Raw genomic sequence first — 25,130 nt, forward strand, 5'->3', positions numbered from 1 at the left:
TGCTTTATTTCGTTCCGTCCACCGCGATCATTTGCACCACGGCACGAGAGTCGCCAGGTAAGATGATTTCATCAGCATTCATCTGTGAGGAGCCATCACCATCTAGAAAAATACCTTCGAGACCTTCAGCAGGCACGCTCTGTAGGATGGCTGAACGGAACTCTGCCGCCGTCGAGAGTGTTGGCGTAACAATCAGCCACAGCTTGCCATTATCGTCATACAGCATGCCTGAGCGCATTCGTTTCTCATCCGAATAAGGAAGATGTTCTTTCGCTATCACATCTTCCCAGAGATCCTCATCCTGCAGATTCATACTAATGCCGCCTTGCGCAAAATAATGCTGGCGATCCGTAACGTTCAATTCTTCTCCCGATGAGACGACCTGTACGGAAAAGCTACGACTGGCACCATCCCAGACCAGGGTTCCGCGCGCATATTTAGCGTTAAACCAGCCGGAGCCGTACGCCTTTTTAACACCGTTAGTGGGGATATCATTCATGATAGCAATGGATAGAAGTGCATCTCCATAGAAGAAGCCTCCATTAATCCCATAAGCAATCACCTGCTGAAGGGGTGCACCAGCGGCTCTGAGTTTAATATCTTCGGGTGAAAGTGACATCATAAAGAGTTGAACATTTTCTGGACTCACGGTCTCTAAATAAGTGTAAGCGTGTGGAAGACCATCAAAGGGATTTTCCTTGTGGCTTCTGGAAAACAGGAACATCGAGATTGCTGATACTGCTATCATGAGCAGCAGAAGTGAGACTATCAGCCATTGTCTACGTCTCCAGAGCTGCTTTAACTTGCCAGTACTTGCCTCAGTTAGTGCCCACATAAGCAGCGAGAAGCTTAGCAGTGTTTACTACAGCTTGCTTATGTGTACGTTCCATGGAGTGGGAGGCGTGTACGCCTGGGCCGATCAGTGCGGCACGAATATTATTGCCGCCTCGAAGGGCAGCGGAAGCATCGGAGCCGTACATTGGATAGATATCAACGGCATAAGGAATAGCAAGTGCTTCTGCCAGCTCAATCAAACGGCCAGTCATAACATAATCATAAGGGCCTGAAGAATCTTTTGCACAGATGGACACATCGGTTTCTTTACAGCTAAGATCGTCGCCCATGGCGCCCATATCGACTGCGATCATTTCATTAATCTCGCCAGGAATCCAAGCTGTGCCATGTCCCACTTCCTCATAGTTGGAGATGAGGAAAGAAAGGTTGTGGAGCGGTTTCCAGCCTTCGCGCTTCATGCTTTCCAGCAGGCCAAGAAGGGCAGCAACGCTCGCTTTGTCATCCAGATGGCGGGATTTAATATACCCGCTAGGTGTAATCACCGCACGTGCATCGAAGGAAATGAAATCACCAACGGAGATGCCTAGCTTAAGTACATCTTCTTTGTTAGATACTAGCTCATCAATCCGTACTTCCATGTTCTCCTCTGAACGTTTGAAATCACGAGCATCTGGATATACGTGAACGGATGGATGGCTGGTTAAGATGGTTCCAGTATAGGTTCTGCCGCTGCGGGTATGGATCACACAGTATTCATTCTCGATGCTGTGCATAGTGAAGCCACCAACAGAGGTCAGTCGCAGTGTACCATCAGATTTAATAGAGCGAACCATGCCTCCAAGTGTATCCACGTGAGCGCTGATGCCGATAGTACGGGAAGGATCTAGGCCTGGGACGGTTAGAATTACGCCGCCTTTTTCATTCCAGCTTAGCGGTACATTTAATGCTGCCGCTTCTTCGGCAACAAGGTTCATTACTTGTGCTGTGAAGCCGCTGGGGCTCGGTGTATCCAGCAATTTTTTTAGGATTGAGAGTATGTAATCTTCGTTTGGTTGAATAGTAATCATTAGTTAAGTCCTCCTGTCAGGCCATCATTGTCTGTGTTAAAAGAATCTAAAGAAGTGTCGGCATCACGAAGTTTGGTTAGCTCAGCATTTAAGCTTTTAATTTGTTTTTGTAGTTTGTACTGGCGAAAAATACCGTAAGAACCCACGATGATTCCACCAATTAACGCGCAGCCCAGAATAACTAGGATCAGCGGTATATTAACTACATCAAAACCGAAATTGACTTGAACGGGATCCACGTTGATGACTGCAAATATGGCTGTTAGCAGCGCAAAGATTAGACCTGCAATTAAAGACCATTGAATTCTCATTGAATTCTTCCTCCTCAGGGGATATAACAGAATAAAATCCCTTGCCCAAATAGGGCAAGGGATTAATGCAATACTAAGCTCTCTGCCTTATTTGGTCAACTGTTCCATTTGAGCGATAACATCTTCGAAGACACTCATCGCTTCGCGAATCGGCTCAGGAGAAGACATATCAACACCAGCTTTAGACAGAATATTAATGGAGTAGTCACTGCCGCCACTCTTCAGGAAGCCGAGGTAACGATCCACCGCAGGTTTGCCTTCTTCAAGAATTTGTTTGGCAAAGCTAGTCGCTGCTGAGAAGCCGGTTGCGTATTTATAAACATAGAAGCTGTTATAGAAATGCGGAATCCGCGCCCATTCCATCTCGATATCCTGATCTACAACCATTTCTTTACCATAGTATTTAACATTCAGGTCATAGTAGATGCTCGAAAGATCTTGTGGAGTAAGCGATTCACCTTCTTCAACACGCTGATGAATGATTTTCTCGAACTCAGCGAACATCGTCTGCCGGAAAATCGTTGTCCGGAACTGATCAGCATAGTAGGTGAGCAAATACATTTTTTCTTTAGGATCTGTAGACTTTTTGAGTAAATAATCCATTAGCAGCGCCTCGTTAGTAGTAGAAGCAACCTCTGCTAGGAAAATCGTATATTGCGCATCCCGATAATTCAGAGCGTTATCCGAAAAATACGAGTGTAATGCATGGCCCATCTCATGTGCCAGTGTAAACATACTGTTTAAATTATCATTATGGTTCAGCAGTACGAAAGGATGCGTACCGTATGGCCCCCAGCTGTAAGCCCCGGACCGTTTATTCTCGTTCTCATACACATCGATCCATCCGTTGTCGTAGCCTTTTTGCAGCACATTCAGATAATCTTCACCGAGCGGTTTGAGACCCTCTTTAGTGATTTTCTTGGCTTCTTCATAGGTGATATCTAATTTATATTCATCAACAAGCGGTGCAAACAGATCATACATATGTAACTCATCGACACCCAGCAGCTTCTGACGCAGTTTCATATAACGGTGCATCAATGGAAGGCTTTCGTGAATCGTATCAATCAAGTTGGTGTAAACCTCTTTAGGAATGTTATCACCATAGAGTGACATTTCCATTACAGAAGGATATTTGCGAATTCGTGAGTAGAACACATTTTTATTCACATTGGCGCTAAGCGTTGCTGCGATAGTGTTCTTCTGCTTCCGGTAGGTATCATAGACTGCCTTAAAAGCATTTCGGCGAACCTCACGGTCGTTACTTTCGAGAAACTTGATATAGTTGCCATGAGTCAGTTCAACTTCTTTGCCATCCTCATCTTTGATCTTAGGGAATTTCAGATCCGCATTGTTCAGCATACTGAAAATATTCTGAGGTGCTTGAGCTAAATTTCCAACCTGAGCTAGCAGTGCTTCTTCAGCCTTAGAAAGCACATGGGCTTTTTCACGTTTCATTTCAGTTAAGGTGAATTTATAAGCGGATAGGTTCGGATCAGCGATGAATTGGTCGAGCTTCTCAACTGGCAACGCCAGAATTTCTGGGGTTACAAAAGATAAGGCTTCACCTGCTTCAATACCAAGCTTTTTCGCTTTGGAGGACAAAGCCTGAGAGTCAGGATTAGCTGTGTCTTCATCTTGACGCATATGTGCATACACGAAGAGTCGTTCAGTTAGGATGGACAGCTTGTCATCCATTTCAAAACATTTTTTTAGAGCATCCGCGGAATCTAGTGTACCCTGAAAATCCGCAGCTTTTTTGATTAAGGATTTAGCTTCAGCAAATTCTGCATCCCAATCCTTCTGAGAAGCAAACACATCTTCAAGCTTCCAACGATTCTCAGCAGGTACTTCGCTTCTTTTCAATAATTTTTCCATAGAAACCCTCCTAGAATGATGAGATGTAGTAGGCATAATCTCCCTCGGCAATACTGTAGATGATAAATCACCCGGTAGCAAGCTGAGCACAAGTAGAAGAGGGATGGACTTGGGTGAAATAGGCATAACATCCTCCTCTTGAAAGTAGAGTCGGCTTATTATGCCCTATTAAGTCCTGATTATTAATATTTAGTCTTCTTTAAATATATGAAAGTATAAGTTATGCCAATAAGCTATAAATAACAAAGATGAAGGCGAACAGAATCATAATGACTGCAGTTAAGGCCATGCCCCGCTTAAACTGCGGCGGGACACGATCCTTGGTCATAATTAGAACTGCGCCTAGACATAAGACTAGGACAACATAAATCGCGATATTTTCTGTGTTCATATTCTGTTATACCTGTTTGAAGGCTGCGATGATATTTTTATACTCTTCTTCATTATCTTTATAAGATTCTTTGTTGAATCGGTTGTTCACCCACTGCATCATAGCTGGACGACTAAGGAAAGTATGTGTTTCTTCTCCCCATTGATCGGAGATTTCGCGAAGTACAATATAACGTCCTTGAACTTCTACCGTCATCATATTCCATTTGTCTGTTTTGTATATTTCATGTTTTTTGATCATTATCATTACCACCCTGGCGATTTTTGGCTTTTGGCTCAATGATAACGCACTGGTCAAGGGAAAAGCAAATTAAATCACATATTTAAAGATCCAGATAGATTGATTTGAGTAAAAGATTGCAGTATAATATAGTTATACGCCATATATGGCGGTTATTTTTAGGAGGTTGTTCAATTGAAAGGTACAGTAAAATGGTTTAACGCAGAAAAAGGTTATGGTTTTCTTCAAGTAGAAGGCGGCGAAGATGTATTCGTACACTTCTCAGCAATTCAAGGTGAAGGATTCAAAACTTTGGACGAAGGTCAAGAAGTAGAATTCGATATCACTGATGGTAATCGTGGACCGCAAGCTGAAAACGTAGTAAAATTATAAGAAACGGCAAAGACAGTTAAGCTGTCTGCTATAAATATATAATTTACTTGGCAAGCCCTTGCAAGAGTGGTTACCAACTATAGAACACAGTTCTTTCGGGAACTGTGTTTTTTTACGTCTAATAGACATCAATTTAGATGAAAGGTCTTTGCATTCCCAAGCGAAGGGATAGCAAAGACCTTTTAATATTTTTGAGTATCAGAAGTGTTCTATTATAGGGAAGCTTTTTTGTTCTTATTCTTGAAATAACGCATTGAATCTCGATGGGTATCCAATAAATGCTGTCCTAAAAAGCCTACAAAAGCAAGAAGGCTGAAGCCAACCGCTACCATATAGAAGGTGAAGCGTCCTGCTTCCTGATAGATCATTCCACCAAATGTACCACTTAGAAGTCCAGTTGCACTTGACCAAACAACTGTGTAGATTGCAAGACCGGTTGCTCGGAGACGATCAGGAATAATCCGAGTGATATAGCGGACACATGTTACAAAAAAGACGCCAAATGTCAGGCTATGCAAGGCTTGAATCGCGATTATAGAGCCTGGGTGATCGGCGAGCGCCATTAGTAGAAAGCGAAGGGCATACATGAGACTGGCTAAAATTAATAAGGGCAGTTCTTTAAATTTGTCGCCGTATTTGCCGAGTATAAATAATACAGGGATTTCACTTAGTGCTGAGGCAAGTAATGCCCAGCCGATCACTTCCTCACCAGCGCCCAGGTTCTTTAAACTGATGGTGAGAAAAGCTTCGTTCATTCTATGTCCCAGTGCGAGTACAAAGACACATCCGAAGAACCACAGCACTTCTTTTCGCAAAAGGATATCTTTAAGCCCATGCTCTTTCTTGCCTGGTTTGGTAGTAACAGCTTTCTGATTGGGGAGCTCTGGAACAGTTTTTTTGACATCCTTTAGGCCAATTGTAATTAGAAGTGCGATTATAATGATAATAATACATAAGGTAAGACTCCAAGTAGCACCTAAAGCTCTAAGCGCATACCCGACGGTTAAAGCAAAGAAAGAATAGCCTAATGAGCCAAATACACGAATTGTAATGAAGTTTCGTCCGTGTCGCTCCGCAATTTTGATGGCCATTGTATCAGCAAGCGGAAAAACTGGGTAATAGAAGAAGTAGAAAAAGGACAAAATAAGCATAACGGAAGAAAATTCGGTCGCTCTGGCTAATAGAAGTCCGGTAACTAATTGCCCCGCGAGTAAAATAAACATGATTTTTCGAATGGTACCTAGCTTATCGCTCATCATACTCCAGAAGAGATTGGATAGGATGGAGATGAGGGGACCGAGAGAATACAAGTAGCCCACCTGAGAACTGCTAAACCCTAAATGTGTGTAGAATAAAGGAAAGTAGGATACTACAAGAACGCTAGTGCCATAAATCGTAAAAAGAAAGGAACGAAGCCAATTCTGATCGCTGTAAGGGCTTCCGGTCCGTTTTGAAAACATGAAAGTGCACTCCTCTGAGATTGAAATATGGCTAGTATAGCATAAAGCAATGAAGGGTTATGTGTTTTATTCTTGAATTGCGTTATTTCTGAATCTTTCATAATTTTACGAAAGTGATTTTGTTGTTTGTACAAATACGTCTGATCATATTATAATAAGTGGTGATTTGGATAAGGAGACAACAATGTGGAGGCACTATCATTGAGTGAATTAGAGCAAGGCCGTTACCTTAGCCCGCGTGGCCCTATTGGGCTTATGAACAGGGTCTATAAGTACGTGCTGCCAGAAGTGAGAGAAAGTCTGGACTTCTGGCGCCAAGATGCGAATGGGATTCCCGATCCCGAGCTCCGGAAGCAAGCACTTGCCAGCATTGAAACAAAGGAGTTTCACTGCATAGGTGGAGGTATTTATGCCGCCGGCAATTTATCGATGAGACATATACTTATTCCGCTTATTGTTGCTTATCAAACTATCAGTGATTATCTAGATAACTTATGTGATCGCAGTACTTCGCTTGATCCTGCAGATTTCAGGCTGCTGCATCAATCTATGCTGGATGCCATTGATCCAAACGCTGAACCTGTCAATTATTATGCGCTTCGCGATGAACAGAATGACGGCGGGTACTTGTATAGGCTAGTTCGAAAATGCCAGGAGATGATCTCTTTGCTGCCAGGTTATTCCGCTGCTGCAGCGGAGATTCGTGATTTGGCTGTGCTGTATACAGATTTGCAGGTATATAAGCATATCCGCCCGGAACTCAGGGAAACAGCCCTGAAGGAATGGTGGGAGCAGCAGGGTAGCCGTGCTCCGCATCTGCATTGGAACGAGTTTGCAGCTGCAACGGGCTCTACTTTAGGCGTATTCATGCTTTTTCTATCTGCATGTGATCCGAAGCTAAGTAAGTCTTCTTCGGAATCGATTCGAGCTGCATATTTTCCACATGTTTGTGGATTGCACATTATGCTGGATTATTTGATTGATCAGGAAGAGGACCGAGCAGGCGGCGATCTTAATTTCTGCAATTATTATGACGACACGGATACCATGTTAAGTCGGATCGCTTCCATGGTTGAGTGGGCCCGTAAGGATGTACGTGAACTTCCGGAATCATCTATGCATCGTATGGTGATTGAGGGATTGCTGGCACTTTATTTATCTGATCCGAAAGTTAGCGAACAGCGGGAAGTTCGCACTGTGTCTAAAAGCCTGATGAGAGGAAGTCCGCTTACAAGGCTGTTCTTCTTCGCTAATAGCCGCTGGATACGCAATCGTTTTTTGTAACAAGGCTGCGAAGCTTCACCTATACAACGGATGGGGCATTGCACAACTTTAAGGAGGAACAACAGAATGTCAAAAATCAAAAAAATTGCAGTACTGACTAGTGGTGGAGATTCACAAGGTATGAACGCCGCTGTTCGTGCGGTTGTAAGAAGCGCACTTTATTATGGCATTGAAGTTTTTGGAGTTCAACGTGGATATCAAGGTCTTCTGAATCGCGATATCTTCCCTATGGATCTTCGCAGTGTTGGTGACATTATTCAACGTGGGGGAACCATTCTGCAATCTGCAAGATGTCTGGAGTTCACAAAACCAGAAGGTCAGCAAAAGGGTGCAGATATTCTTAATGAAATGGGCATCGATGGCCTAGTAGTTATAGGTGGAGATGGTTCTTATAAAGGTGCTAATAAACTAAGTAAACTCGGTATCAAGACGATGGCATTACCGGGAACTATTGATAATGATATTTCCTACACGGATTACACCATTGGGTTTGATACAGCAGTTGGTGTCGTTGTAGATGCTATTAACAAGCTGCGTGACACGATGTCCTCCCATGAGCGTTCTTCCATTGTAGAAGTTATGGGACGTCATTGTGGAGATATCGCACTACATGCAGGTCTGGCTTCTGGAGCAGAAACAATTCTCGTGCCAGAAATGCCATATGACTTGAATGAAGTTGCGGATCGTATGCGCGACAACTTTGTCAGAGGTAAACGTCACAGTATCGTCATCGTTGCAGAAGGTGTGGGTAAAGGCGAAGATGTGGCCCAAGCGTTGAAAGATCGTCATGCTTCTCTGGATGCACGGGTTACTGTACTTGGACATATTCAGCGGGGAGGAACACCAACACCTGGAGACCGGAACCTTGCTAGCCGTCTTGGTGACTTTGCCGTTCGTAAACTAATTGAAGGTGAGTCTGATAAAGGTTGCGGTATCATCAAGGGAGAACTAACCCTTACAGATATCGATCTTGTAGTGAATACGAAGAAAGACTTTGACGTGGAGTTGTACGAGCTTGCATCCCGTCTTTCTCAATAATTAACATACAAAAAAGGAACAGCTGCGAATTTCGCACTGTTCCTTTTTTTGTATTCTTTTGATCATTAGTGATGTGCTTGAGCGTCTGCATATTGTGTGGCATAACGGCGTTGAACTTTAACAAGCCGAGTCAAGAGCAATGTAGCCCCAATCGCAAGACCGGTGATCAAGCCGATCCAATAACCATAAGCTCCTAGATCCGTATAAGTAGCAAGTACATAGCCTGTAGGAAGCCCTATAATCCAATAAGCTATAAAGCAAATAATGAAGGCTGGATTAACATCCTTATAGCCACGAAGTGCTCCTTGTGTAGGTGTTGCAATCGCATCGGAAATCTGGAAAAAGATCGCATAGATTAAGAAATGCTGAATTAATGATATGACATCAGGTTCATCAGTGTATAAACCAGCTACATGATGGCCGGCAAATAAGAGCAGGAGTGCAGTTGCCAGGGAGAGGATAGCCGCAAGTCCAATTCCCATAATGGCATATTGACGGGCATCCTTTTGCCTGCCGGATCCAGTCTCGAAGCCGACGAGAATGGTAAGGCTCATACAGATACTGAGCGGAATCATATATAACGTAGTTGCAAAATTAATGGCTGCTTGATGAGCTGCAATCGTTACAGTATCGAACCGACTCATCAACAAGGTTACAGCGGAGAAGACTGCAGTTTCAAAAAAAATCGAGAAGCCAATAGGTACACCGATCTTCAGTAGATCTTTGAAGCTTTTTAGCGATATAAAGTAGAACTTTCGGAAGATTCTAAGGCTTGCAAAGGGTTCTACCCGATAAATGAACAGCAGGGCAACCGAAAAAATTACCCAGTAGGTGATAGCTGATGCCACTCCAGCTCCAACACCACCAAGTCGAGGAAACCCGAATTTTCCGAAGATTAGTAAGTAGTTCAAACCAACATTCACGGGTAGGGCTATGAGTGTGATCAACATGGACACTCGTGTTTGTCCCAGAGCGTCTATACAACTACGGAGAACTGTATATCCAAACAGCGGGATAATTCCGAAGGAGATCGCACTTAGGAAACGAAATGCAACATCTCTTACAGTCGGCTCCAGATTCATAAAATTAAGGATAGGTGACAAGGCGAAGCTCCCGATTAGTAAGACAATTACAGAGACGATCAGTGATAACCAGATTCCCTGTGTGACTTGATAGGCTACTTCCTTTTCTTTTTTGCTTCCGATGAGCTGAGAGACGATGGGGGTAATCCCCATAAGGATTCCACTTAAGCCCGTTTGAATTGGGATCCAGAGACTGGTTCCTATCGCCACACCTGCCAGATCGGCTGTACTAAACTTACCTGACATGTTTGTATCAAAGAAGGTTATCGCTGACAAAGCAATCTGTGTAACCAGAATTGGAAATAAAATATGAAAGAATTGTATTGCTTTTTGTTTTAAAGAGGTGGTTTGTATCATCGTTCTTTGCCTCATTCTTTGTTGGTTTTTATTGATTACAGTAAAAGTTCCCTTTTTCTCCATTAAAAGACCCGGCAAATGCCGGGTCTTTATCTTTATATATCATACCTGATTTCAATTATACATAATAAGGGCTATATACATCATTTCTCATAATCGACATCGGAGGTATATCGGTTATTGGCGTTCCAGAGCAGAAACTCCTCTACATTTTCATCTTTTAAAGCGCGGATTTGATCCTCCACCTGTTTTTTACCGTATTTAATATAATGACCTTTTCCGAGCCAGCTTGCTGTAAAATCTTGAATCCAAGGACGAATAACAGGTTTGTAGCTGCCTAGAGGATCAAGCTTCTTATGGGTATCAACCATGGAGCCTTTAATGGTAGCATACGGATCTAAGTCAGGCTCTTTCACTCCAAACCATCCCGTTGAATAATGACTCGGATAAATCATCGGGCTGATGACATCCACATTCTTGGATATTTTAACGAAGTCTTGTCCTATGCCCTCAGCAGGAGCAGATGCCGCATATCCAAAAATATCTACGGATACACGAACACCAAGTGGAGCAAGCTCTGCTTTTGCGTATTTCACAAAATTAGAAATGATATCTACGCGAGAATCGCTAGTTTTGGTGTATTTAAGTGTGTCTGCACGTTTTTCGAATCCTTCAGGAAAGCGCACATAGTCGAATTGAATTTCTTTAAAGCCGAGTTTGACAGCTTCTTTGGCGATATCGACATTGTACTTCCAGACATCTTCATTATAAGGATTAACAAAGCTATCGCCGCCTTTATTCTTCCATACTGTGCCGTCTGCATTAACAAAGGATAATTGCGGATTCTTTTTGGCAAGTATAGAGTCCTTAAAGACAACAATTCGAGCGATAGGATATACATCATGTTTATTCAATCTTTCCATCAGTTTGTTGATGTCGCCAATAAATGGCTGCGGATTACCGAGTTTCTGAAGTTCAGGATTATCGGTTTTATAAGTGATGTAACCTGCATCATCCTTAATGTCGATGACCATAGAATTTAGTTCCGTCTGATCAAGTAAAGAAAGAAGCTTTTCCATTCGTTCTCCACCGGCACTGTATGCGGTAACATAGATGCCTTTTACTTTTGGCGCATCCGGCTGAGGATCTGCGTGTAGCATGCTTTGTGAGTCATTTGCTTCTGCTGTAGCACTTGGAGCTGGAGTTGAACCATTTGAATTATTATTTTGCGTAGCGATGATGGGGGGATTCATGGCGGACTTCAATGCAATTGCCACTTCAGCGTCATGTTGATTCTGTTGCACGCCTACACTTCCCAAGGCCATCATCAGTAGAGCCCAGGTGATGTTCATTCGTATTCTCTCCCTTTATGTACATTTCCTAAATTATATAGGAACGGTTGCTTCTAAAAAGAACAGTGTTGTAATAATGTTGGCTCAGATCGGGTCTGAAAATCCATCCTTGATGTATATAACCGGGACGCACAGATTCTAAACGTATTGTTAAAAAGTAAATGCCGCCTCAACACGGCAACATGGCCGAACTTAAGGCGGCAACTATCAAGACTTCTCTTGCGGCTTACTCATTGAAGATACGCAGAATTCTGATGTTCACAGATACTGTAATGGATGATATCCATGGCATCTGCAGGTTCCAGAATACTAAGCCCGTCACGCAGAACGATTACGGAATTTAATTCGTCCTGTTTGAGAAACGGCATCATATCAGGATACCACCTCATGACGATTGCTGACAGCTTTACCGTTTCCATTTCCACAAAAATCACCCTTTCCTTTTTCGATAGGTCTGAATGGAATTCAGTAATCATCGGAAAACGAAGTGCTTGGAAAAAAGAGGGGTAAATCTCAATCTTTATGAAATTGTTAGGGTTCTGCGTGATTATAATATATCACAATTCTGTGATTGGTGCATTTTCCAAATTAATACTTTTCATTGCCAGTTTTTATCTTTTTCGGAAGGAGCCCATTACACCAACTGTCTCGACAATATTTACAAATGCTTGAGGATCTGTCGTGCGGATAATACGTTGCAGTTCAGCAAGTTCGTAGCGGGTTGTTACTGTCATTAGCATGTCCTTTTCAACATGAGAATAAGCGCCTTCTGTTTTAATCTTTGTGACACCACGTTGAAGCCCCATTAGATGCTGAAGGAGCTCATCTGTACGATTTGTTACTATATATACGGTTACCTTTAAATGGCTGATATGAATCATGTCCAGTACCTTACCAGTTACATATATAGATACCATCGATGCAAGAGCCAAGTTCCAGTTGTTATCAAAATATGCCGCGGCAAGAATAACGAGTCCGTTTAAGCTAACCACCACGTTTCCAACTGGGAAATCGCGGAATTTAGTGATGATGGATCCCAGGATATCAAAACCTCCGGATGAACCACCTGCACGGAAGCTGAAGCCACAGCCAATACCAACCAGCACGCCACCAAATACAGAAGAAAGCAGCATATCAGTAGCTACCAAATATTCGGGAATGATCGTCAAGAACCAGGTTGTTGCCACAACGGATAACATGCTTAGCATAATAAATCTCCGGCCTAGCTGGAACCAACCAGCTACAAGCAATGGAATATTAAAGAGTAAGTACAAGAGGCTTATGTTTAGTGGTGTAAAGTAACCCACTAACATCGAAAGTCCGGATATTCCTCCGCTGAGTAAGCGATGAGGGATTAGAAAAAGATTAAATCCACTGGCGATCAACGCTGCCCCAAAAATAACTGCAATACAATTCCAAATCTGTCTTAACAAGCAAATCCACCTCTATAAATAAATTTAAAAATAAACCATGTATGCAATGAAAAGAAAGGAACCCACTGGTATTCCTACTTAGAGTTGTGATATAATGTACAGGATATTCTTGAGTAGGACGTTACAATGGTATTTTTGCATTGCATCGGATGTAAAGCTACAGTTGCTCAGGTACAATGAAGTACCTGATGAAAGGGAGGCTTTTCGTCCCAAAAGCGCTATATCATGCAGAAAAAAGAGCATGATTGGACAGCATATAAATGTGTTTACCGCTACTTAAGAATACAGACAAGCATGTGGAATGTCCACTGTATAGAAGGAGCATGAATAATTTGAAAACATTCGCAGAATTTGGCTTGGAGCCAAAAGTGCTACAAGCAATCACAGAGTTAGGATTTGAGGAGGCAACACCGATACAGGAGCAGTCAATTCCATTGGCATTGACTGGGTCGGATCTGATCGGTCAAGCACAGACTGGTACAGGTAAGACTGCTGCTTTTGGTATCCCCCTCATTTCGAAGATTAATCGCGAAGACGAAAAAATTCTGGCACTTATCATGGCACCAACACGTGAGTTGGCCATTCAAGTATCAGAAGAAATCGGTAAGCTAAGCCGTTTTAAAGGTCTTCGTTCGTTGGCAATTTATGGCGGACAAGATATTGGTCGCCAAATCCGTGGTCTTAAGAAGAAACCACAAATTATTATTGGTACACCTGGACGTTTGCTTGACCATATCAACCGTAAAACCATTCGTTTGGATGATGTTCAAACTGTTGTATTGGATGAAGCAGATGAAATGCTGGATATGGGCTTTATGGAAGATATTCAGACAATCCTCAAGCTCGTTCCTGAAGAACGTCAAACTATGTTGTTCTCGGCTACAATGCCTCCAAACATTCAACGTCTTGCACAGCAATTCCTGAACAACCCGCAACACGTCTCCGTTATTCCGAAACAAATCAGTGCTCCGCTGATTGATCAAGCATATGTTGAAGTACCTGAACGTCAAAAGTTCGAAGCGCTTAGTCGTTTGATTGATATGGAATCACCTGAGCTTGCAATCGTGTTCGGACGCACAAAGCGCCGGGTTGATGAGCTTGCAGAAGCTTTGCAAAAACGTGGATACTCAGCTGATGGATTACATGGTGACCTGTCTCAGAACCAACGTGATGCTGTAATGCGTAAATTCCGTGATGGCAGCATTGATGTGCTGGTAGCTACTGACGTAGCGGCTCGTGGTTTGGACGTATCTGGCGTTACTCATGTAATTAACTTTGACTTGCCGCAAGATCCAGAAAGCTATGTACACCGTATCGGTCGTACTGGTCGCGCTGGTAAAGAGGGTACAGCTTGGTCTTTCGTTACTCCACGCGAAATGGATCACCTGCATTTGATCGAACGCGTTACTCGTCACCGTATTACTCGTAAACCATTGCCAACTATGGCTGAGGCTATTGAAGGTAAACAACGCGTAACAGCAGAGCGCTTGCTTGAAATGGTTGAGAACGGTGAATTGAATGAGTACAAAGGTATTTCTATTCAATTGCTTGAGCAATATGATTCCGTACAATTGCTGTCAGCTGCAATGAAGCTTCTGACTGGTGATAAGAAGGATTCTGCAATTGAATTGACTCCTGAAGATCCAATCCGTGCTAAACGTCGTGGTGGTAAGAACGACATTCGCAGTGGCCGCAAACCTAATGGTGGTTATGGTGGCAACCGTGGTACTTCCGGTGGCAGCACTGGTGGATACCGTGGAAACCGTGACAACAACGGTGGCGGAAGTCGTGGTGGCTACAGCAGCGGTGGCAGTAACTATGGTAGTGGCAGTGGCGGTTATGGCGGTGGCTATAAAGGCAACCGTGATGGCGCAGCTGGCCGTGATGGTGGAGCGAACCGCAGTGCGGACCGCAAACCATCTACTCGCCCAAGCAGCACAAGCACGCGTCCAGCAAAACGCGAAGATTTCGATAATTAATACTTGATCAGAACCCGCGGGTGATGATTTATCAAAATACAAAGAAGACGAGATGCCGAATAGCGGTTCTCGTCTTCTTTTTGCTGAAATATAAGGGTGTTTATTGAATTAGCAGCTTATTTAAATGAAAGTACGAGTGATGATAACGAGCAGGATAAACAATACGAGGATCGTACCAGTCGAAGTCCAGCCGCCGTAGCCAACAGGTGAGGACATATAATAACCTCCTTTAGAATGTGGTGATTTTGGAAATTCTTATGGTCACAATCCCAATATATGGACTCTATAGACTTAATGTATAGACGATGACCTAGAATTCAGAAAGTTGGGCTATGGAAAAGAGTAGGTCAAATGAGGTATAGTTAAGATAAGCAGTATGCAAGAGACAGAGGAGGAAGGGAATTGGAGTTTAAAGGAGCAATGGGTGGTTTATACCGCATCACAGAATGGATTACACGTATCGCAGCTAGTAATATCTTATGGGCACTATGTTCCGCCCCGTTTTTATTTTTTGGATTGATGAAATTGATGATGCTTGGGACAAGCTCAGGTGGAGTAAATGAGCAGCTCACATTGAACTGGGCTATGGGGATTCTGGCGCCATTTACAGTATTTCCTGCTTCGGCGGCTTTATTTACCGTTGTGCGCAAATGGGTTATGGGGAACACGGATGTAGGAACTTTTCGTACGTTTTTTCAGGGGTATAAAGAGAATTATTTAAAAAGTATGCTCGGTGGAATTATCTACACATTGATGTTCGTTATTATGTACGTCGATGTAACGGTTTACATGACACAAATGCCTAACTTCAGAATTGTTGGTATTTTGATGTTAGTGCTCATGATTATTTTATCGGTGTCCATGTTTAACTTCTTTTCTATTGTCGTTCATTATCAAATGAGCTTTAAACAAGTGATGACTAACTCAATATTGCTGACTATAGCACGTCCAATTCGCGTGTTCTCAACTTTGATTGCAGCTGCAGTGCTAGCTTATATTGGTCTTAGATATCCAGCACTGTATTTCATCTGTATTCCAACGTTGATTGCGATGGCTGCTTTCTTTAACTTCTATGCTACCTATAATAAACTGCAATTGCAGGTGGAGCAGAAGAAACTGAAAGAGGAAGAAGAGCGAGAAGCTGCATTGAACAATCAAGAGGATGACGACGATGACGATGATGATTATGAAGATGATGTTGAGGATAAAGATGTAAAACGTATTTAACAAAGACGAGTATTAAGCACTCGGAAATCGTCAGTAATTTAATTCCAGTGTAAAATAAAGCGCATACAGGTTTACTTTTTCGTTAAAACGCAATATAATAATAACAAATCCTGCGATGTTCGTTACGGTTGCTCGTTGTTTTGAACCAATGATAATGTCTTGGGAGATCTACACGAAGCGCAGCTGAACAGCCCTGTCTATATGACTTGGGGAATTCAAAAACGTTTTCTGCGATCACCCACCTGCTCTAGCAGGTTCAGAAGACACTGTAGCCGGACGGCATAAGCGGGTTTTCTATTGTTTAGGCCAAAGCGCCCTGTATCCCGTGAAAGTTGGGAACGGGCGCTTTTTTGTGTGTCTGGAACAAGGAGAAAGTGAGTAATACCCTTTTGTTCCTGAGACAAGAGTGTTACACTTAGAATAATGAACTTGGGATTTGTAGAGGGGGAAGAATTTTGTCGTTAAAAAGAACCTTGGTCGGTTTATTCCGTAGTCATGATGGAACAAGCGACCGCGCAAAAGATCCGACATTAAAAACGCGTTATTACAATCTAACGAAAGACAAAGCTTGGGAGGAAGTTTCATCAACGCTTAAGAAGATTCCTGGATTCAAGGTGCTTCATGAAGTGGAGTCAGTAGGTGAGATCACTCTGGAGAAGAGAACGGCATTCGGCCGTACACTGGACATTACTGTCTCTGTGCTCAATACCACACCTGTACGTTGTGGCGTAGATATGTACTCTGCATCTAGAGGTTCGCTAGGTGATTTGGGTGCTAATTACCGTGTCATTCAGCGGTTATATGCGTCCTTGGACAAAAAATTAGGAAAATACAAAGCAGACTAATTTTCAGAGATTCTTACTAAACCTTCTTACTTAGGGATTGTATGAATGCGTTTACGCAAATGTTGACTGCTCTGGATATTATCGATAAATCTTTCTATTACAAAAAAAGCGGGAGAAGGATGGACCTTCTTCCGCTTTTTTCAAAATATAAGAAAGTATAAGTTCTACACCTATACTTTATGTCTTATATTTCTCGCATAAACACTTTGTCGCCCTTGTAAGGACGACAAAGGCATTTATGCTTGCAGTGATAAGTAAGTATTGTCGAAAATGGCCGCTAACTTACTGTTCTAGAGAATTAGAGCAAGCTCTTCACAGCAGCTATAGCATCTTCGTAATTAGGGTGCTCGGTCATTTCACTCAAATATTCAACATAGGTGAGTGTGTTGTTCTTGTCTAGTACAAAAATAGAACGCATATCTAACCGGAATTCTTTGATTAGTACGCCATAAGCTTGTCCGAATGAGGCTGCTTTGTGATCGGATAGAGTGATTACGCGATCGATCCCTGCAGCGCCACACCAGCGGGCTTGAGCAAATGGTAGGTCCATACTTACCGTGAGGATAACTACATCGTCACCTAGCTCTGCAGCTTCGCTATTGAACCGGCGGGTCTGTGCATCACATACACCAGTATCTAGAGAAGGTACAACACTGATCAGCTTGATTTTACCGGCATAATCACTAAGAGACACTTCTTCCAGTAGATTCTTACTTAGAACAAAATCAGGAGCGGGATCACCAGCTGTAAGCTTGGGTCCTACGAGAGTGATGGGGCTGCTTTTGAAAGTAGCTACGCCTGTTCTTTCTTGCGTCATATCCTTGTTTTCCTCCTCGAATTGTAATATTGGCTCTTACTGCCACAATAAATTATAATCTTATTTACAGGGAGATGTCCAACAGAGCAAGATATAAATGTAAAGGGATGGGTGTAATGATATTTATTCGGTATGAAAATTGGAAAAGTTATCTCCGGTATTACCCGGTAACATGTCTTCTCATTGTAGCTAATGTGATTATGTTTATGCTCATGGCGTTCAATGGTGGATCCACCAATATACAAACACTTGTTGATTTTGGTGCTATAGTTGATGTTAGCCCGTATAAAGAGGAACTGTGGCGTTATGTGGCGGCTATTTTTTTACATAATGGGTTTTCCCATCTATTCTTTAATAGCTTCGCTCTACTGGTATTTGCACCGCCTCTGGAGCGCCTGCTTGGCTGGTGGCGATATGCAATTCTTTATGTGGTAGGTGGAGTTCTTGCGAATTTTCTAACGATTGCAATCAGCAGTCGCTCAGTATTAGAGGTAGGTACGGTCTCGGTAGGTGCTTCTGGAGCAATCTACGCCGTCTATGGCGCATTTTTATACATTGCTGTTATTCAACGGGTGATGATGGACGAAGGCTCGCGAAAGACGTTATACGGTTTGCTTGTAATCGGGATTATTATGTCGTTTGCAACACCAAAGGTGAATTGGGTTGCGCATATCGGAGGCTTGGTTTCTGGCTTTTTCCTATATGGACTTATTATTCGTATATTTAAAAAAAGCCTAAGACAGGGGCGATGATGGAGTGGAGCTAAGACAGCTGCAATATTTTCTAAAGGTAGCCCAAAAAGAACATGTGACAAGAGCGGCGGAGGAACTTCATGTAGCGCAGTCTGCGGTAAGCCGCCAGATTCATCAATTGGAGCAAGAGCTTGGGGTTGACTTGTTCATGCAAAAAGGGCGTAATTTGCAGCTTACGCCAGTTGGACAGCTCTTTTGCAAGCGGGTGGATAGTATTCTTAAGGAATTGGAACATTCGGTAAATGAAGTGCATGAATTTCTAGATCCGGAACGTGGAGAGATTCGTATAGGGTTTCCTCACAGTCTTGGAACTCATCTTATCCCGACTATCGTTGCAGAATTCCGCCAGCACTATCCCCATGTTAAGTTTCGCTTTAAGCAGGGCTCTTACCCTTCGCTGATAAAGGACGTATTATCTGGAGAGGTGGATTTAACATTTATTTCGCCTTTTCCGGAAAATGATGAGCATGTCTCTGGAGATATTGTTATGACTGAAGAGTTATTTGCAATACTTCCTCAGAATCATCAGCTGGCAGGAGAATCTGAGATCCGACTGGAACAGCTTCAGAATGAAAAGTTTGTTCTATTCAGTCAAGGTTATTCTTTGAGACCGATCGTTTGGCAAGCGTGCTTGCAGGCGGGATTTCAACCACAGATTGCATTCGAAGGCGGGGAGACTGATACCATACGTGGTTTAGTGGCGGCAGGGATGGGTGTAAGCCTTCTGCCGGAGATGGCGTTCTATCAGACAAATCCTCTCCAGCCAGCTCAGGTAAGGGTTGTGGAGCCTGCTGTGACGAGGACGGTTGGTTTGATTTACCGAACAGATAGTAAGTTGCCGCTGGTTGCACGTTCGTTTCGGACTTTTTTGATATCCTATTTTAAAGCGAGACAAAATAATACCCCGGTTGGCTCTTAGCCTTCCGGGGTTTCTTTTTGTGCTGAATTTTTGTATTAGTCGCGGTTACCTAAAAAGACGGTAATCAAACGAAGCAGTTCGAGTAAGGAGACTAGCGCCGCGGCAACGTACGTTAATGCAGCTGCGTTTAGGACTTTGGCTACTCCGCGTTCCTCTTCGTTACGAATGTAGCCTTGCTCTACCATGACTTGACGTGCCCGGTTGCTGGCATTGAACTCAACTGGGAGCGTCACAAGCTGGAAGGCAACAGCGGCCGAGAAGAAAATGATACCAAGGCCTACAAGATTAAAGTAACCGAATATAAATCCTGCCATAAGCATGAATGGTGCTATACCTGATGCAAAATTAACTACTGGGAACATCCGGTGACGTAGTGTTAACATAGGATAACTTACTTTATGCTGAATGGCGTGACCCACTTCGTGACAAGCGACTGAGACTGCTGCGATAGAACTCTCATAATAAACAGGCTCTGATAAGCGTACAACTCTGTGAATCGGATCATAGTGGTCAGAAAGCGTACCTCTTACAGGCTCAATCGGAACATCGTGAAGTCCATTTGCGTCGAGCATGCGTCTAGCTGCTTCATATCCTGTCAGACCGTTTAAGTTGGCGACCTTGGACCATTTGCTGAATGTCCCTTTAACTCTGAACTGGGCCCATAATGAAAAAATAAAAGCGATAATTACTAATAGATACATTCCCATAGCTGCATTCCTCCACTGTATTGTAAATATGGTATTTACATTGGCGGTCCTTGCGTAAGCAATAGAAGCCGAATCGCCTCCATGCAGGCCACTCCTTGTGGGAGTAAGTTAGAGAGCGCGCGTCTGGCCTGTCCCGGCTTCAGACCGCTTATAATGGGTTCAAGTGCCTTTACTTCACGTTCTAGTCGTTGCATATGCTGCTCAAGCTCGACTAATTTATCAGATACGTCAGTTTCAGGAGTAGCCTCGCTCCATTTGCTCATCATGGATTTGATTTCTTCCAATGAATACTTGTCATGCTTTAATTGATTAATACGTTCTAAGTCGACCAAGGTTTCATGACTGTAAAGTCGGTAATTTTTGGTGCTTCTTGACTCTGGGGAGATTAACCCCAATTTCGTGTAATAATCAATGGTGCGCTCACTGATGTGAGCAGCCTTAGCTAATTCTCCAATTCGATATAGAATCATATCCCCATGCTACCTCGCCTCACTAATCGAATTCGACTGTCCATAAAGGATAGTCGTCTCCTATATTGGTGGTTTCTATTATGCTATCTGTAATGATAACAAACTGGAAACCATACAGTCAAACGTCATACTTTCATAAAGTATATGCATTAAAGAGAGGTTAATTCATGAAAGGAAATGCGTTGTTTATATACAATACACTCAAACTCCATGTGATATCAAATTTGAACCGATTATGCTCATTAATAAATCCTAACTATAAACATGACATTTAATGTTATGTTTATTGGAGGATCAGTAAGGATAATTCGATAAAAAAGTAATATTAGAGTGGATCTTCACGTAGTTATTTCAATAAATTCATAGCTGTATGGGCCTAAAATACTGAGATAGTCCAAGTGTACTATGGAGAATTTGTGAGTTTAGTGAAAATAAAATAAAAACATTCCCAAAAATAGTCTTGTCAATTTACCTGACTTCTGATTATAATGACATTAAGAGTTTCATGCTTTGTTAGAAAATATAACATTGGGGAGTGGGGTAAAAATGAAAAAGAAATGGTTGATGATGTTACTGGCCATGATTACGCTGATGGTTTATCCGGTAAGTGCTTTTGCGGCGGACGGTCCAACAAATGCAGATTTGCAGGTCGGATTGGATACTGCGTTTACCTTCCTGGCATTCATCTTAGTTTTCTTTATGCAAGCAGGGTTCGCGATGCTTGAAGCAGGATCAGTTAGAATGAAGAATGCAGGTCACGTAGCCGGTAAGACGGTACTGACACTAGCCATTGCGAGTGTATGTTTCTGGGCCGTTGGCTTTGGACTTGGCTTCGGTAACGGTAACGGCTTCTTCGGTACTACAGGCTTCTTGTATGGCGGAGATTCAACAGCATCTTCATTTGAATCACTTGCATTTTCTGATGTTACTTTAAATGTTAAATTCTTGTTCCAAATGGCGTTTGCAGCAGTTTCCTTAGCTATCGTATCTGGAGGCATGGCAGAACGTGCAAAGATCAGTGTGTACATTATATTCGGAATTTTATTCTCAATCGTAATTTATCCTGTCGTAGCACACTGGGTATGGGGCGGCGGCTGGTTGGCTGAGCTGGGAATGCAAGATTATGCAGGTTCCACGGTTGTCCATCTTACAGGTGCCACTGCAGCGGTAGTAGCAACCATATTGCTTAAGCCACGACTTGGTAAGTTTAATAAAGAAGGTAAACCTGTTATTATTCCAGGTCATAACCAAGTATTTACTGTACTCGGTGTGATTATCCTCTGGTTTGGTTGGTTCGGATTTAATCCAGGTAGTGCTTTGTCCCCAATGGGAGGTTTCTTTGGTCACGTAGCATTAACAACGAATATCGCAGCAGCAGCAGGCGGTTTGGCGGCATTAATTGCTTCTTGGTTGTATTTTGGTAAATCTGATATTCCAGCAATGCTGAATGGTGTTCTAGCTGCATTGGTTGCGATCACTGGTGCATGTGCTTACGTTGAACCATGGGCGGCAATCATTATTGGTTTAGTAGCGGGTGCGTTCACATTCATGACTTCCCAATGGCTGGAACGTGCAGGACTTGATGATCCAATCTATGCTTTCTCGGTACATGGTATTGCGGGAATGTGGGGCGCGGTTTCCACGGGTCTATTCGCTGCACCGGATCTTATTACTAAAGGTGCTTTGGTAGGGGAAGCAGGATTGTTCTACGGTGGAGGTTTCCACCAGCTGGGTGTTCAAGTGCTTGGGGTAGTAGGAACATTTGCTTTCGTAGCCGTGCTTTCATTCATTATCTTATATGTAATGAAGGTAACAACAGGACTTCGTGTTACGGAAGAAGAAGAATTGATGGGTCTGGATATCAGTGAGCATGGTACTTACGGATACCCTGAACAAATGAAATTAATTGCAGAATCGGAATCCAAAACCCTTAAACAATAATATGAATCCTCAGATAGGGAGGCGGACCGTGTGGCTTCGATGGAGTTAACAGACGGGTATGATGAAGAAAGCTTTAGGGCCATCGTTTTAGCCGGTTCGCCACAGGAACTTAGGGAGAGGCGAATTGCCTGCCAAAGTATTCTACTGGAACAGTTGAATGTATTTCCGATTGAGGAATGGATGTTTCGTGTGAATACAATGCATGATCTTATTGCAGAGACTGCAGTACTAATATGTGAGGCGCAGATGAAAGAGGCGGGCTATGGCCCGCCTCCCTGTGCTTATTCCTTTATTGTGTTTGGCAGTAGTGGAAGGCAGGAAGCTACACTGTGGAGCGATCAGGATAATGGTTTGATCGTTGAGGGTGAACCGGATGGGGAGAAGAATAGATACTTTGAATTTTTTGGAATGATGTTATCCGATCTGCTTGAAGAAGTGGGATATGAGAAATGTGCAGGCAAAGTAATGTGCTCCCAAGGGATGTGGAGGAAGACGTTATCGGAATGGAAGGAGCAGCTGAAGGAATGGAGAACCCAGTTGGAATGGGAGCCAATTCGGTATCTTATCATTTCTTCAGATATGCGTCATGTTGCGGGAAGTACGGAGTTATCAGCATTGTGGCAAGAGGCTTTCTATGAGGGGTTTATTGACAATGAGGAGTTGTCTGTGGCTGTTCTTCGCAATACAGTCCGCCATAAAGCGACTTTAAATCTGCTGGGACAGGTGTTAACAGAGCGCTTTGGGGATTATGCAGGTGGATTTGACATTAAGTATGGAGTCTATATCCCGGTAGTGAACATTGTTAGACGCTTATCATTATTGCATCATATTAGAGCTAGCTCGACCTTAGAGCGAATTGAAGAGCTTGAAAGACTTCACAAATATCAACATCTGGATGATATTCGGCGAGCTTTCTTATTGGCGATGCGGATGCGAGTGAACACGCCATTTAGTGTCCAGAATGGCTTGTTAATCAGCAGTGATTATATTGCTGAGAGTGAACTGAAGAAAAAGCAGCTATTGTCTGAGCTGCGTGAAAGTCTGCTGCTTGTTAGACGCCTTCATCGGGCGTTGCAGCGTCAGCTCCGCTCAGCGGAAAGGTGGCGAACATGAGGGAGCCAAGCAAGAATGGAGGATTCTGGAACAACCTGAGACAAGGTGGAATGCCGTCGGCAATCGCTTCGATGAGAGGGGGAGAAACTGCTCATCAGACTGCGCAGCAAATGGCCTATATCCGATCTCTCATGCGTGAGAAGCGTCGTCCTGAGGTGCTGCGTACTCCGCTGTCTGAACTGGAGACGGTTATATTTGATTTAGAGACGACGGGATTTTCTCATCAGCATGGAGATGAAATTATGTCGTTTGGTGCAATTAAGGTTGTTGGAGAGGAAATTAAGGAAGATGAATGCTTTTACACCTTGGTGAATTGTCAGACGGCAATTCCAGAAGATATTACGAGGTTAACAGGGATAACGGAAGAGATGACTGGGTCCGCTCCTTCCTTAATTGATGGCCTTCATAATTTCATGTCCTTTGTGGGGCAAAATGTGCTAGTGGCACATGCAAGCTCGCATGATAAAGCTTTTCTCAATGCCGCGCTATGGAGAACTTCTAAAGTTCAGCTTACACACCGGGTGCTGGACACGATGATGCTTGCACGTTGGCTCGAGCCGCAGCGAAATAACTATACACTCGATGAACTGTTATTTGTCCATGAAATTCCGATTCATGGACGTCACAATGCATTAGAGGATGCCAAAATGACAGCCCGGCTGTGGGTGGCTTATCTTCGCGAAATTTCGGAGCGGGGCCAAGTAGATACCTTAGGCGATTTATATGCTTATTTAAGTAGAACGTGAAGCGGGGCATGAGATAGTTCAGGGAAAGGGAAAGATGTTCCTTGTTCATTAGAATACCGCTCAATATAAAATCCATTCAGAAATGGAGAGCAGCCATCTTCAGTTCTGGGAGAACCAATAAGGTAGACCTTAAATTCAGATCCAAGTGCTGCTAATCCTTTATAATCGGCAACCGAAGGTACAGGTTCTGAATTTGGGTGGGAATGAAATAAACCGATGAGTGTCGGCTCATTGTAAAGAACATGAATCCACTCTTCAGGGTGGGGAGCAAATGTGTGCAGCGGGTCTGGCGCTACGTTGCGCATAGGTACGTAAGTATCGATGAGCATGCCACCCGCTGCGGCAGCACCCAGCAGGACACCGCATGCTTCATGCGGGTAACTGGACAGCAAGTGCTTCCCCAGTGCTTGCTGTACGGAATATTTCAGTCTTATAGGCTGGACATTTCCCTGTAATGCTGCCATTTGTTCACCCCTCTCTCTTCATTAGGGTTTCGTCGCTGACGATACCCTCTTTTTATTTTTCTTTTTGTCTAAAAAATGGATGGTTTGAAA

Annotated in this window: 27 protein-coding genes and 1 other RNA gene; 12 read left to right on the forward strand and 16 right to left on the reverse strand. The window is 43.2% G+C overall.

Translation table 11 applies throughout. The annotated features are described in order from the left end of the window. Nucleotides 1-4: 4 nt before the first annotated feature. The 6 genes from H70737_RS09915 to H70737_RS09935 all read right to left on the reverse strand — a co-directional run bounded on the left by H70737_RS09915 (nucleotide 5) and on the right by H70737_RS09935 (nucleotide 4,682). Entirely contained in the window at nucleotides 5-835 is an 831-nt protein-coding gene (locus H70737_RS09915) for a hypothetical protein (RefSeq protein WP_042186817.1), read from the reverse strand. Beyond that, nucleotides 819-1,859, reverse strand: coding sequence for a M42 family metallopeptidase (locus H70737_RS09920; protein ID WP_042193612.1), 1,041 nt, complete (start codon nucleotides 1,857-1,859; stop codon nucleotides 819-821). The genes H70737_RS09915 and H70737_RS09920 overlap by 17 nt, the downstream gene beginning before the upstream one ends. Before the next feature lie 2 nt (nucleotides 1,860-1,861). Next, nucleotides 1,862-2,173, reverse strand: a complete 312-nt coding sequence (locus H70737_RS09925; protein ID WP_042186819.1) for a LapA family protein — start codon at nucleotides 2,171-2,173, stop codon at nucleotides 1,862-1,864. Between the two features lie 87 nt (nucleotides 2,174-2,260). After that, entirely contained in the window at nucleotides 2,261-4,051 is a 1,791-nt protein-coding gene (gene pepF, locus H70737_RS09930) for an oligoendopeptidase F (RefSeq protein WP_042186822.1), read from the reverse strand. A gap of 220 nt (nucleotides 4,052-4,271) precedes the next feature. Beyond that, a complete protein-coding gene (locus H70737_RS31020; protein ID WP_167348490.1) occupies nucleotides 4,272-4,442 on the reverse strand; it encodes a hypothetical protein in 171 nt (56 codons plus the stop codon). A gap of 6 nt (nucleotides 4,443-4,448) precedes the next feature. Then, on the reverse strand, nucleotides 4,449-4,682 hold the full coding sequence (locus tag H70737_RS09935) for a hypothetical protein (RefSeq protein ID WP_036689271.1): 234 nt from the start codon (nucleotides 4,680-4,682) through the stop codon (nucleotides 4,449-4,451). A 174-nt stretch (nucleotides 4,683-4,856) separates the two neighbouring features. Between H70737_RS09935 and H70737_RS09940 the strand changes: the two genes are divergently transcribed. Continuing rightward, a complete protein-coding gene (locus H70737_RS09940; protein WP_042126303.1) occupies nucleotides 4,857-5,054 on the forward strand; it encodes a cold shock domain-containing protein in 198 nt (65 codons plus the stop codon). A 212-nt stretch (nucleotides 5,055-5,266) separates the two neighbouring features. Here H70737_RS09940 and H70737_RS09945 read toward each other — a convergent pair whose 3' ends face one another. Then, entirely contained in the window at nucleotides 5,267-6,514 is a 1,248-nt protein-coding gene (locus H70737_RS09945) for an MFS transporter (protein WP_042186824.1), read from the reverse strand. Between the two features lie 201 nt (nucleotides 6,515-6,715). Between H70737_RS09945 and H70737_RS09950 the strand changes: the two genes are divergently transcribed. Together H70737_RS09950 and pfkA are read left to right on the forward strand one after the other, a co-directional pair. Continuing rightward, nucleotides 6,716-7,798: a tetraprenyl-beta-curcumene synthase family protein gene (locus H70737_RS09950; RefSeq protein ID WP_042193615.1), complete on the forward strand. Its 1,083-nt coding sequence runs from the start codon at nucleotides 6,716-6,718 to the stop codon at nucleotides 7,796-7,798. Nucleotides 7,799-7,864: 66 nt separating this feature from the next. Then, on the forward strand, nucleotides 7,865-8,836 hold the full coding sequence (gene pfkA, locus H70737_RS09955) for a 6-phosphofructokinase (RefSeq protein WP_042126307.1): 972 nt from the start codon (nucleotides 7,865-7,867) through the stop codon (nucleotides 8,834-8,836). A 65-nt stretch (nucleotides 8,837-8,901) separates the two neighbouring features. Here pfkA and H70737_RS09960 read toward each other — a convergent pair whose 3' ends face one another. From H70737_RS09960 to H70737_RS09975, 4 genes are all read right to left on the reverse strand, one after another. Then, a complete protein-coding gene (locus tag H70737_RS09960; RefSeq protein WP_042186826.1) occupies nucleotides 8,902-10,275 on the reverse strand; it encodes an MATE family efflux transporter in 1,374 nt (457 codons plus the stop codon). A gap of 143 nt (nucleotides 10,276-10,418) precedes the next feature. Beyond that, nucleotides 10,419-11,627 carry a putative glycoside hydrolase gene (locus tag H70737_RS09965; RefSeq protein ID WP_042186828.1) on the reverse strand — a complete coding sequence of 403 codons (1,209 nt, stop codon included), beginning with the start codon at nucleotides 11,625-11,627 and terminating at the stop codon, nucleotides 10,419-10,421. Nucleotides 11,628-11,857: 230 nt separating this feature from the next. Beyond that, nucleotides 11,858-12,046, reverse strand: a complete 189-nt coding sequence (locus H70737_RS09970) for a hypothetical protein (protein ID WP_036689649.1) — start codon at nucleotides 12,044-12,046, stop codon at nucleotides 11,858-11,860. 192 nt (nucleotides 12,047-12,238) lie between these two features. Continuing rightward, complete coding sequence (locus tag H70737_RS09975) at nucleotides 12,239-13,060, reverse strand: YitT family protein (protein ID WP_042186830.1); 822 nt, start codon at nucleotides 13,058-13,060, stop codon at nucleotides 12,239-12,241. Nucleotides 13,061-13,392: 332 nt separating this feature from the next. On the opposite strand from H70737_RS09975, the gene H70737_RS09980 reads away from it, so the two are divergent. Further along, nucleotides 13,393-15,039, forward strand: a complete 1,647-nt coding sequence (locus H70737_RS09980; RefSeq protein ID WP_042186833.1) for a degradosome RNA helicase CshA — start codon at nucleotides 13,393-13,395, stop codon at nucleotides 15,037-15,039. A 120-nt stretch (nucleotides 15,040-15,159) separates the two neighbouring features. Here H70737_RS09980 and H70737_RS09985 read toward each other — a convergent pair whose 3' ends face one another. After that, entirely contained in the window at nucleotides 15,160-15,255 is a 96-nt protein-coding gene (locus tag H70737_RS09985; RefSeq protein ID WP_042186834.1) for a hypothetical protein, read from the reverse strand. A 186-nt stretch (nucleotides 15,256-15,441) separates the two neighbouring features. Between H70737_RS09985 and H70737_RS09990 the strand changes: the two genes are divergently transcribed. The 3 genes from H70737_RS09990 (at nucleotide 15,442) to H70737_RS09995 (ending at nucleotide 17,111) form a co-directional block, all read left to right on the forward strand. Further along, nucleotides 15,442-16,266, forward strand: a complete 825-nt coding sequence (locus H70737_RS09990) for a YesL family protein (protein WP_042186837.1) — start codon at nucleotides 15,442-15,444, stop codon at nucleotides 16,264-16,266. A gap of 104 nt (nucleotides 16,267-16,370) precedes the next feature. Beyond that, nucleotides 16,371-16,562, forward strand: a non-coding RNA gene (gene ssrS / locus H70737_RS30215) — 6S RNA. Nucleotides 16,563-16,721: 159 nt separating this feature from the next. Beyond that, the gene (locus H70737_RS09995) at nucleotides 16,722-17,111 is read left to right on the forward strand and encodes a DUF1499 domain-containing protein (protein WP_042186839.1); all 390 of its coding nucleotides are present in this window, start codon (nucleotides 16,722-16,724) and stop codon (nucleotides 17,109-17,111) included. 298 nt (nucleotides 17,112-17,409) lie between these two features. On the opposite strand, the gene tpx is transcribed toward H70737_RS09995, so the two are convergent. Next, nucleotides 17,410-17,928, reverse strand: a complete 519-nt coding sequence (gene tpx / locus H70737_RS10000; protein ID WP_042186841.1) for a thiol peroxidase — start codon at nucleotides 17,926-17,928, stop codon at nucleotides 17,410-17,412. A gap of 116 nt (nucleotides 17,929-18,044) precedes the next feature. Here tpx and H70737_RS10005 point away from each other — a divergent pair, with 116 nt between their 5' ends. Both H70737_RS10005 and H70737_RS10010 read left to right on the forward strand, forming a co-directional pair. Further along, a complete protein-coding gene (locus H70737_RS10005) occupies nucleotides 18,045-18,680 on the forward strand; it encodes a rhomboid family intramembrane serine protease (RefSeq protein ID WP_042193618.1) in 636 nt (211 codons plus the stop codon). Between the two features lie 4 nt (nucleotides 18,681-18,684). After that, nucleotides 18,685-19,599: a glutamate biosynthesis transcriptional regulator GltC gene (locus H70737_RS10010; RefSeq protein WP_042186843.1), complete on the forward strand. Its 915-nt coding sequence runs from the start codon at nucleotides 18,685-18,687 to the stop codon at nucleotides 19,597-19,599. A 35-nt stretch (nucleotides 19,600-19,634) separates the two neighbouring features. Here the strand turns inward: H70737_RS10010 and H70737_RS10015 are convergent, their stop codons facing one another. Continuing rightward, the gene (locus H70737_RS10015; protein WP_042186846.1) at nucleotides 19,635-20,306 is read right to left on the reverse strand and encodes a zinc metallopeptidase; all 672 of its coding nucleotides are present in this window, start codon (nucleotides 20,304-20,306) and stop codon (nucleotides 19,635-19,637) included. A gap of 35 nt (nucleotides 20,307-20,341) precedes the next feature. Beyond that, complete coding sequence (locus tag H70737_RS10020) at nucleotides 20,342-20,776, reverse strand: MerR family transcriptional regulator (RefSeq protein ID WP_042186848.1); 435 nt, start codon at nucleotides 20,774-20,776, stop codon at nucleotides 20,342-20,344. A gap of 546 nt (nucleotides 20,777-21,322) precedes the next feature. Here H70737_RS10020 and H70737_RS10025 point away from each other — a divergent pair. The 3 genes from H70737_RS10025 to H70737_RS10035 are packed head-to-tail and all read left to right on the forward strand — an operon-like array spanning nucleotide 21,323 to nucleotide 24,576. Continuing rightward, entirely contained in the window at nucleotides 21,323-22,717 is a 1,395-nt protein-coding gene (locus tag H70737_RS10025) for an ammonium transporter (RefSeq protein ID WP_042186849.1), read from the forward strand. A 39-nt stretch (nucleotides 22,718-22,756) separates the two neighbouring features. Beyond that, nucleotides 22,757-23,830, forward strand: coding sequence for a DUF294 nucleotidyltransferase-like domain-containing protein (locus tag H70737_RS10030; RefSeq protein ID WP_042193620.1), 1,074 nt, complete (start codon nucleotides 22,757-22,759; stop codon nucleotides 23,828-23,830). Beyond that, nucleotides 23,827-24,576, forward strand: a complete 750-nt coding sequence (locus H70737_RS10035; protein ID WP_042186851.1) for an exonuclease domain-containing protein — start codon at nucleotides 23,827-23,829, stop codon at nucleotides 24,574-24,576. Before H70737_RS10030 ends, H70737_RS10035 begins: the two co-directional genes overlap by 4 nt. Here H70737_RS10035 and H70737_RS29750 read toward each other — a convergent pair. Beyond that, nucleotides 24,558-25,040, reverse strand: a complete 483-nt coding sequence (locus H70737_RS29750; protein WP_052404236.1) for a M67 family metallopeptidase — start codon at nucleotides 25,038-25,040, stop codon at nucleotides 24,558-24,560. The genes H70737_RS10035 and H70737_RS29750 overlap by 19 nt on opposite strands. Between the last annotated feature and the right edge of the window lie 90 nt (nucleotides 25,041-25,130).

Source organism: Paenibacillus sp. FSL H7-0737, assembly GCF_000758545.1.
Lineage (GTDB): Bacteria > Bacillota > Bacilli > Paenibacillales > Paenibacillaceae > Paenibacillus_AQ.

Coding starts and splice junctions, on each gene's coding strand:
- H70737_RS09965 (WP_042186828.1), bottom strand. CDS start 11,627: ATGAACATCACCTGGGCTCTACTGATGATGGCCTTGGGAAGTGTAGGC.
- H70737_RS31020 (WP_167348490.1), bottom strand. CDS start 4,442: ATGAACACAGAAAATATCGCGATTTATGTTGTCCTAGTCTTATGTCTA.
- pepF (WP_042186822.1), bottom strand. CDS start 4,051: ATGGAAAAATTATTGAAAAGAAGCGAAGTACCTGCTGAGAATCGTTGG.
- H70737_RS09935 (WP_036689271.1), bottom strand. CDS start 4,682: ATGATCAAAAAACATGAAATATACAAAACAGACAAATGGAATATGATG.
- pfkA (WP_042126307.1), top strand. CDS start 7,865: ATGTCAAAAATCAAAAAAATTGCAGTACTGACTAGTGGTGGAGATTCA.
- H70737_RS09945 (WP_042186824.1), bottom strand. CDS start 6,514: ATGTTTTCAAAACGGACCGGAAGCCCTTACAGCGATCAGAATTGGCTT.
- H70737_RS09985 (WP_042186834.1), bottom strand. CDS start 15,255: ATGTCCTCACCTGTTGGCTACGGCGGCTGGACTTCGACTGGTACGATC.
- H70737_RS10030 (WP_042193620.1), top strand. CDS start 22,757: ATGGAGTTAACAGACGGGTATGATGAAGAAAGCTTTAGGGCCATCGTT.
- tpx (WP_042186841.1), bottom strand. CDS start 17,928: ATGACGCAAGAAAGAACAGGCGTAGCTACTTTCAAAAGCAGCCCCATC.
- H70737_RS10005 (WP_042193618.1), top strand. CDS start 18,045: ATGATATTTATTCGGTATGAAAATTGGAAAAGTTATCTCCGGTATTAC.
- H70737_RS10015 (WP_042186846.1), bottom strand. CDS start 20,306: ATGGGAATGTATCTATTAGTAATTATCGCTTTTATTTTTTCATTATGG.
- H70737_RS29750 (WP_052404236.1), bottom strand. CDS start 25,040: ATGGCAGCATTACAGGGAAATGTCCAGCCTATAAGACTGAAATATTCC.
- H70737_RS10035 (WP_042186851.1), top strand. CDS start 23,827: ATGAGGGAGCCAAGCAAGAATGGAGGATTCTGGAACAACCTGAGACAA.
- H70737_RS09915 (WP_042186817.1), bottom strand. CDS start 835: ATGTGGGCACTAACTGAGGCAAGTACTGGCAAGTTAAAGCAGCTCTGG.
- H70737_RS09925 (WP_042186819.1), bottom strand. CDS start 2,173: ATGAGAATTCAATGGTCTTTAATTGCAGGTCTAATCTTTGCGCTGCTA.
- H70737_RS09970 (WP_036689649.1), bottom strand. CDS start 12,046: ATGGAAACGGTAAAGCTGTCAGCAATCGTCATGAGGTGGTATCCTGAT.
- H70737_RS10025 (WP_042186849.1), top strand. CDS start 21,323: ATGAAAAAGAAATGGTTGATGATGTTACTGGCCATGATTACGCTGATG.
- H70737_RS10020 (WP_042186848.1), bottom strand. CDS start 20,776: ATGATTCTATATCGAATTGGAGAATTAGCTAAGGCTGCTCACATCAGT.
- H70737_RS09960 (WP_042186826.1), bottom strand. CDS start 10,275: ATGATACAAACCACCTCTTTAAAACAAAAAGCAATACAATTCTTTCAT.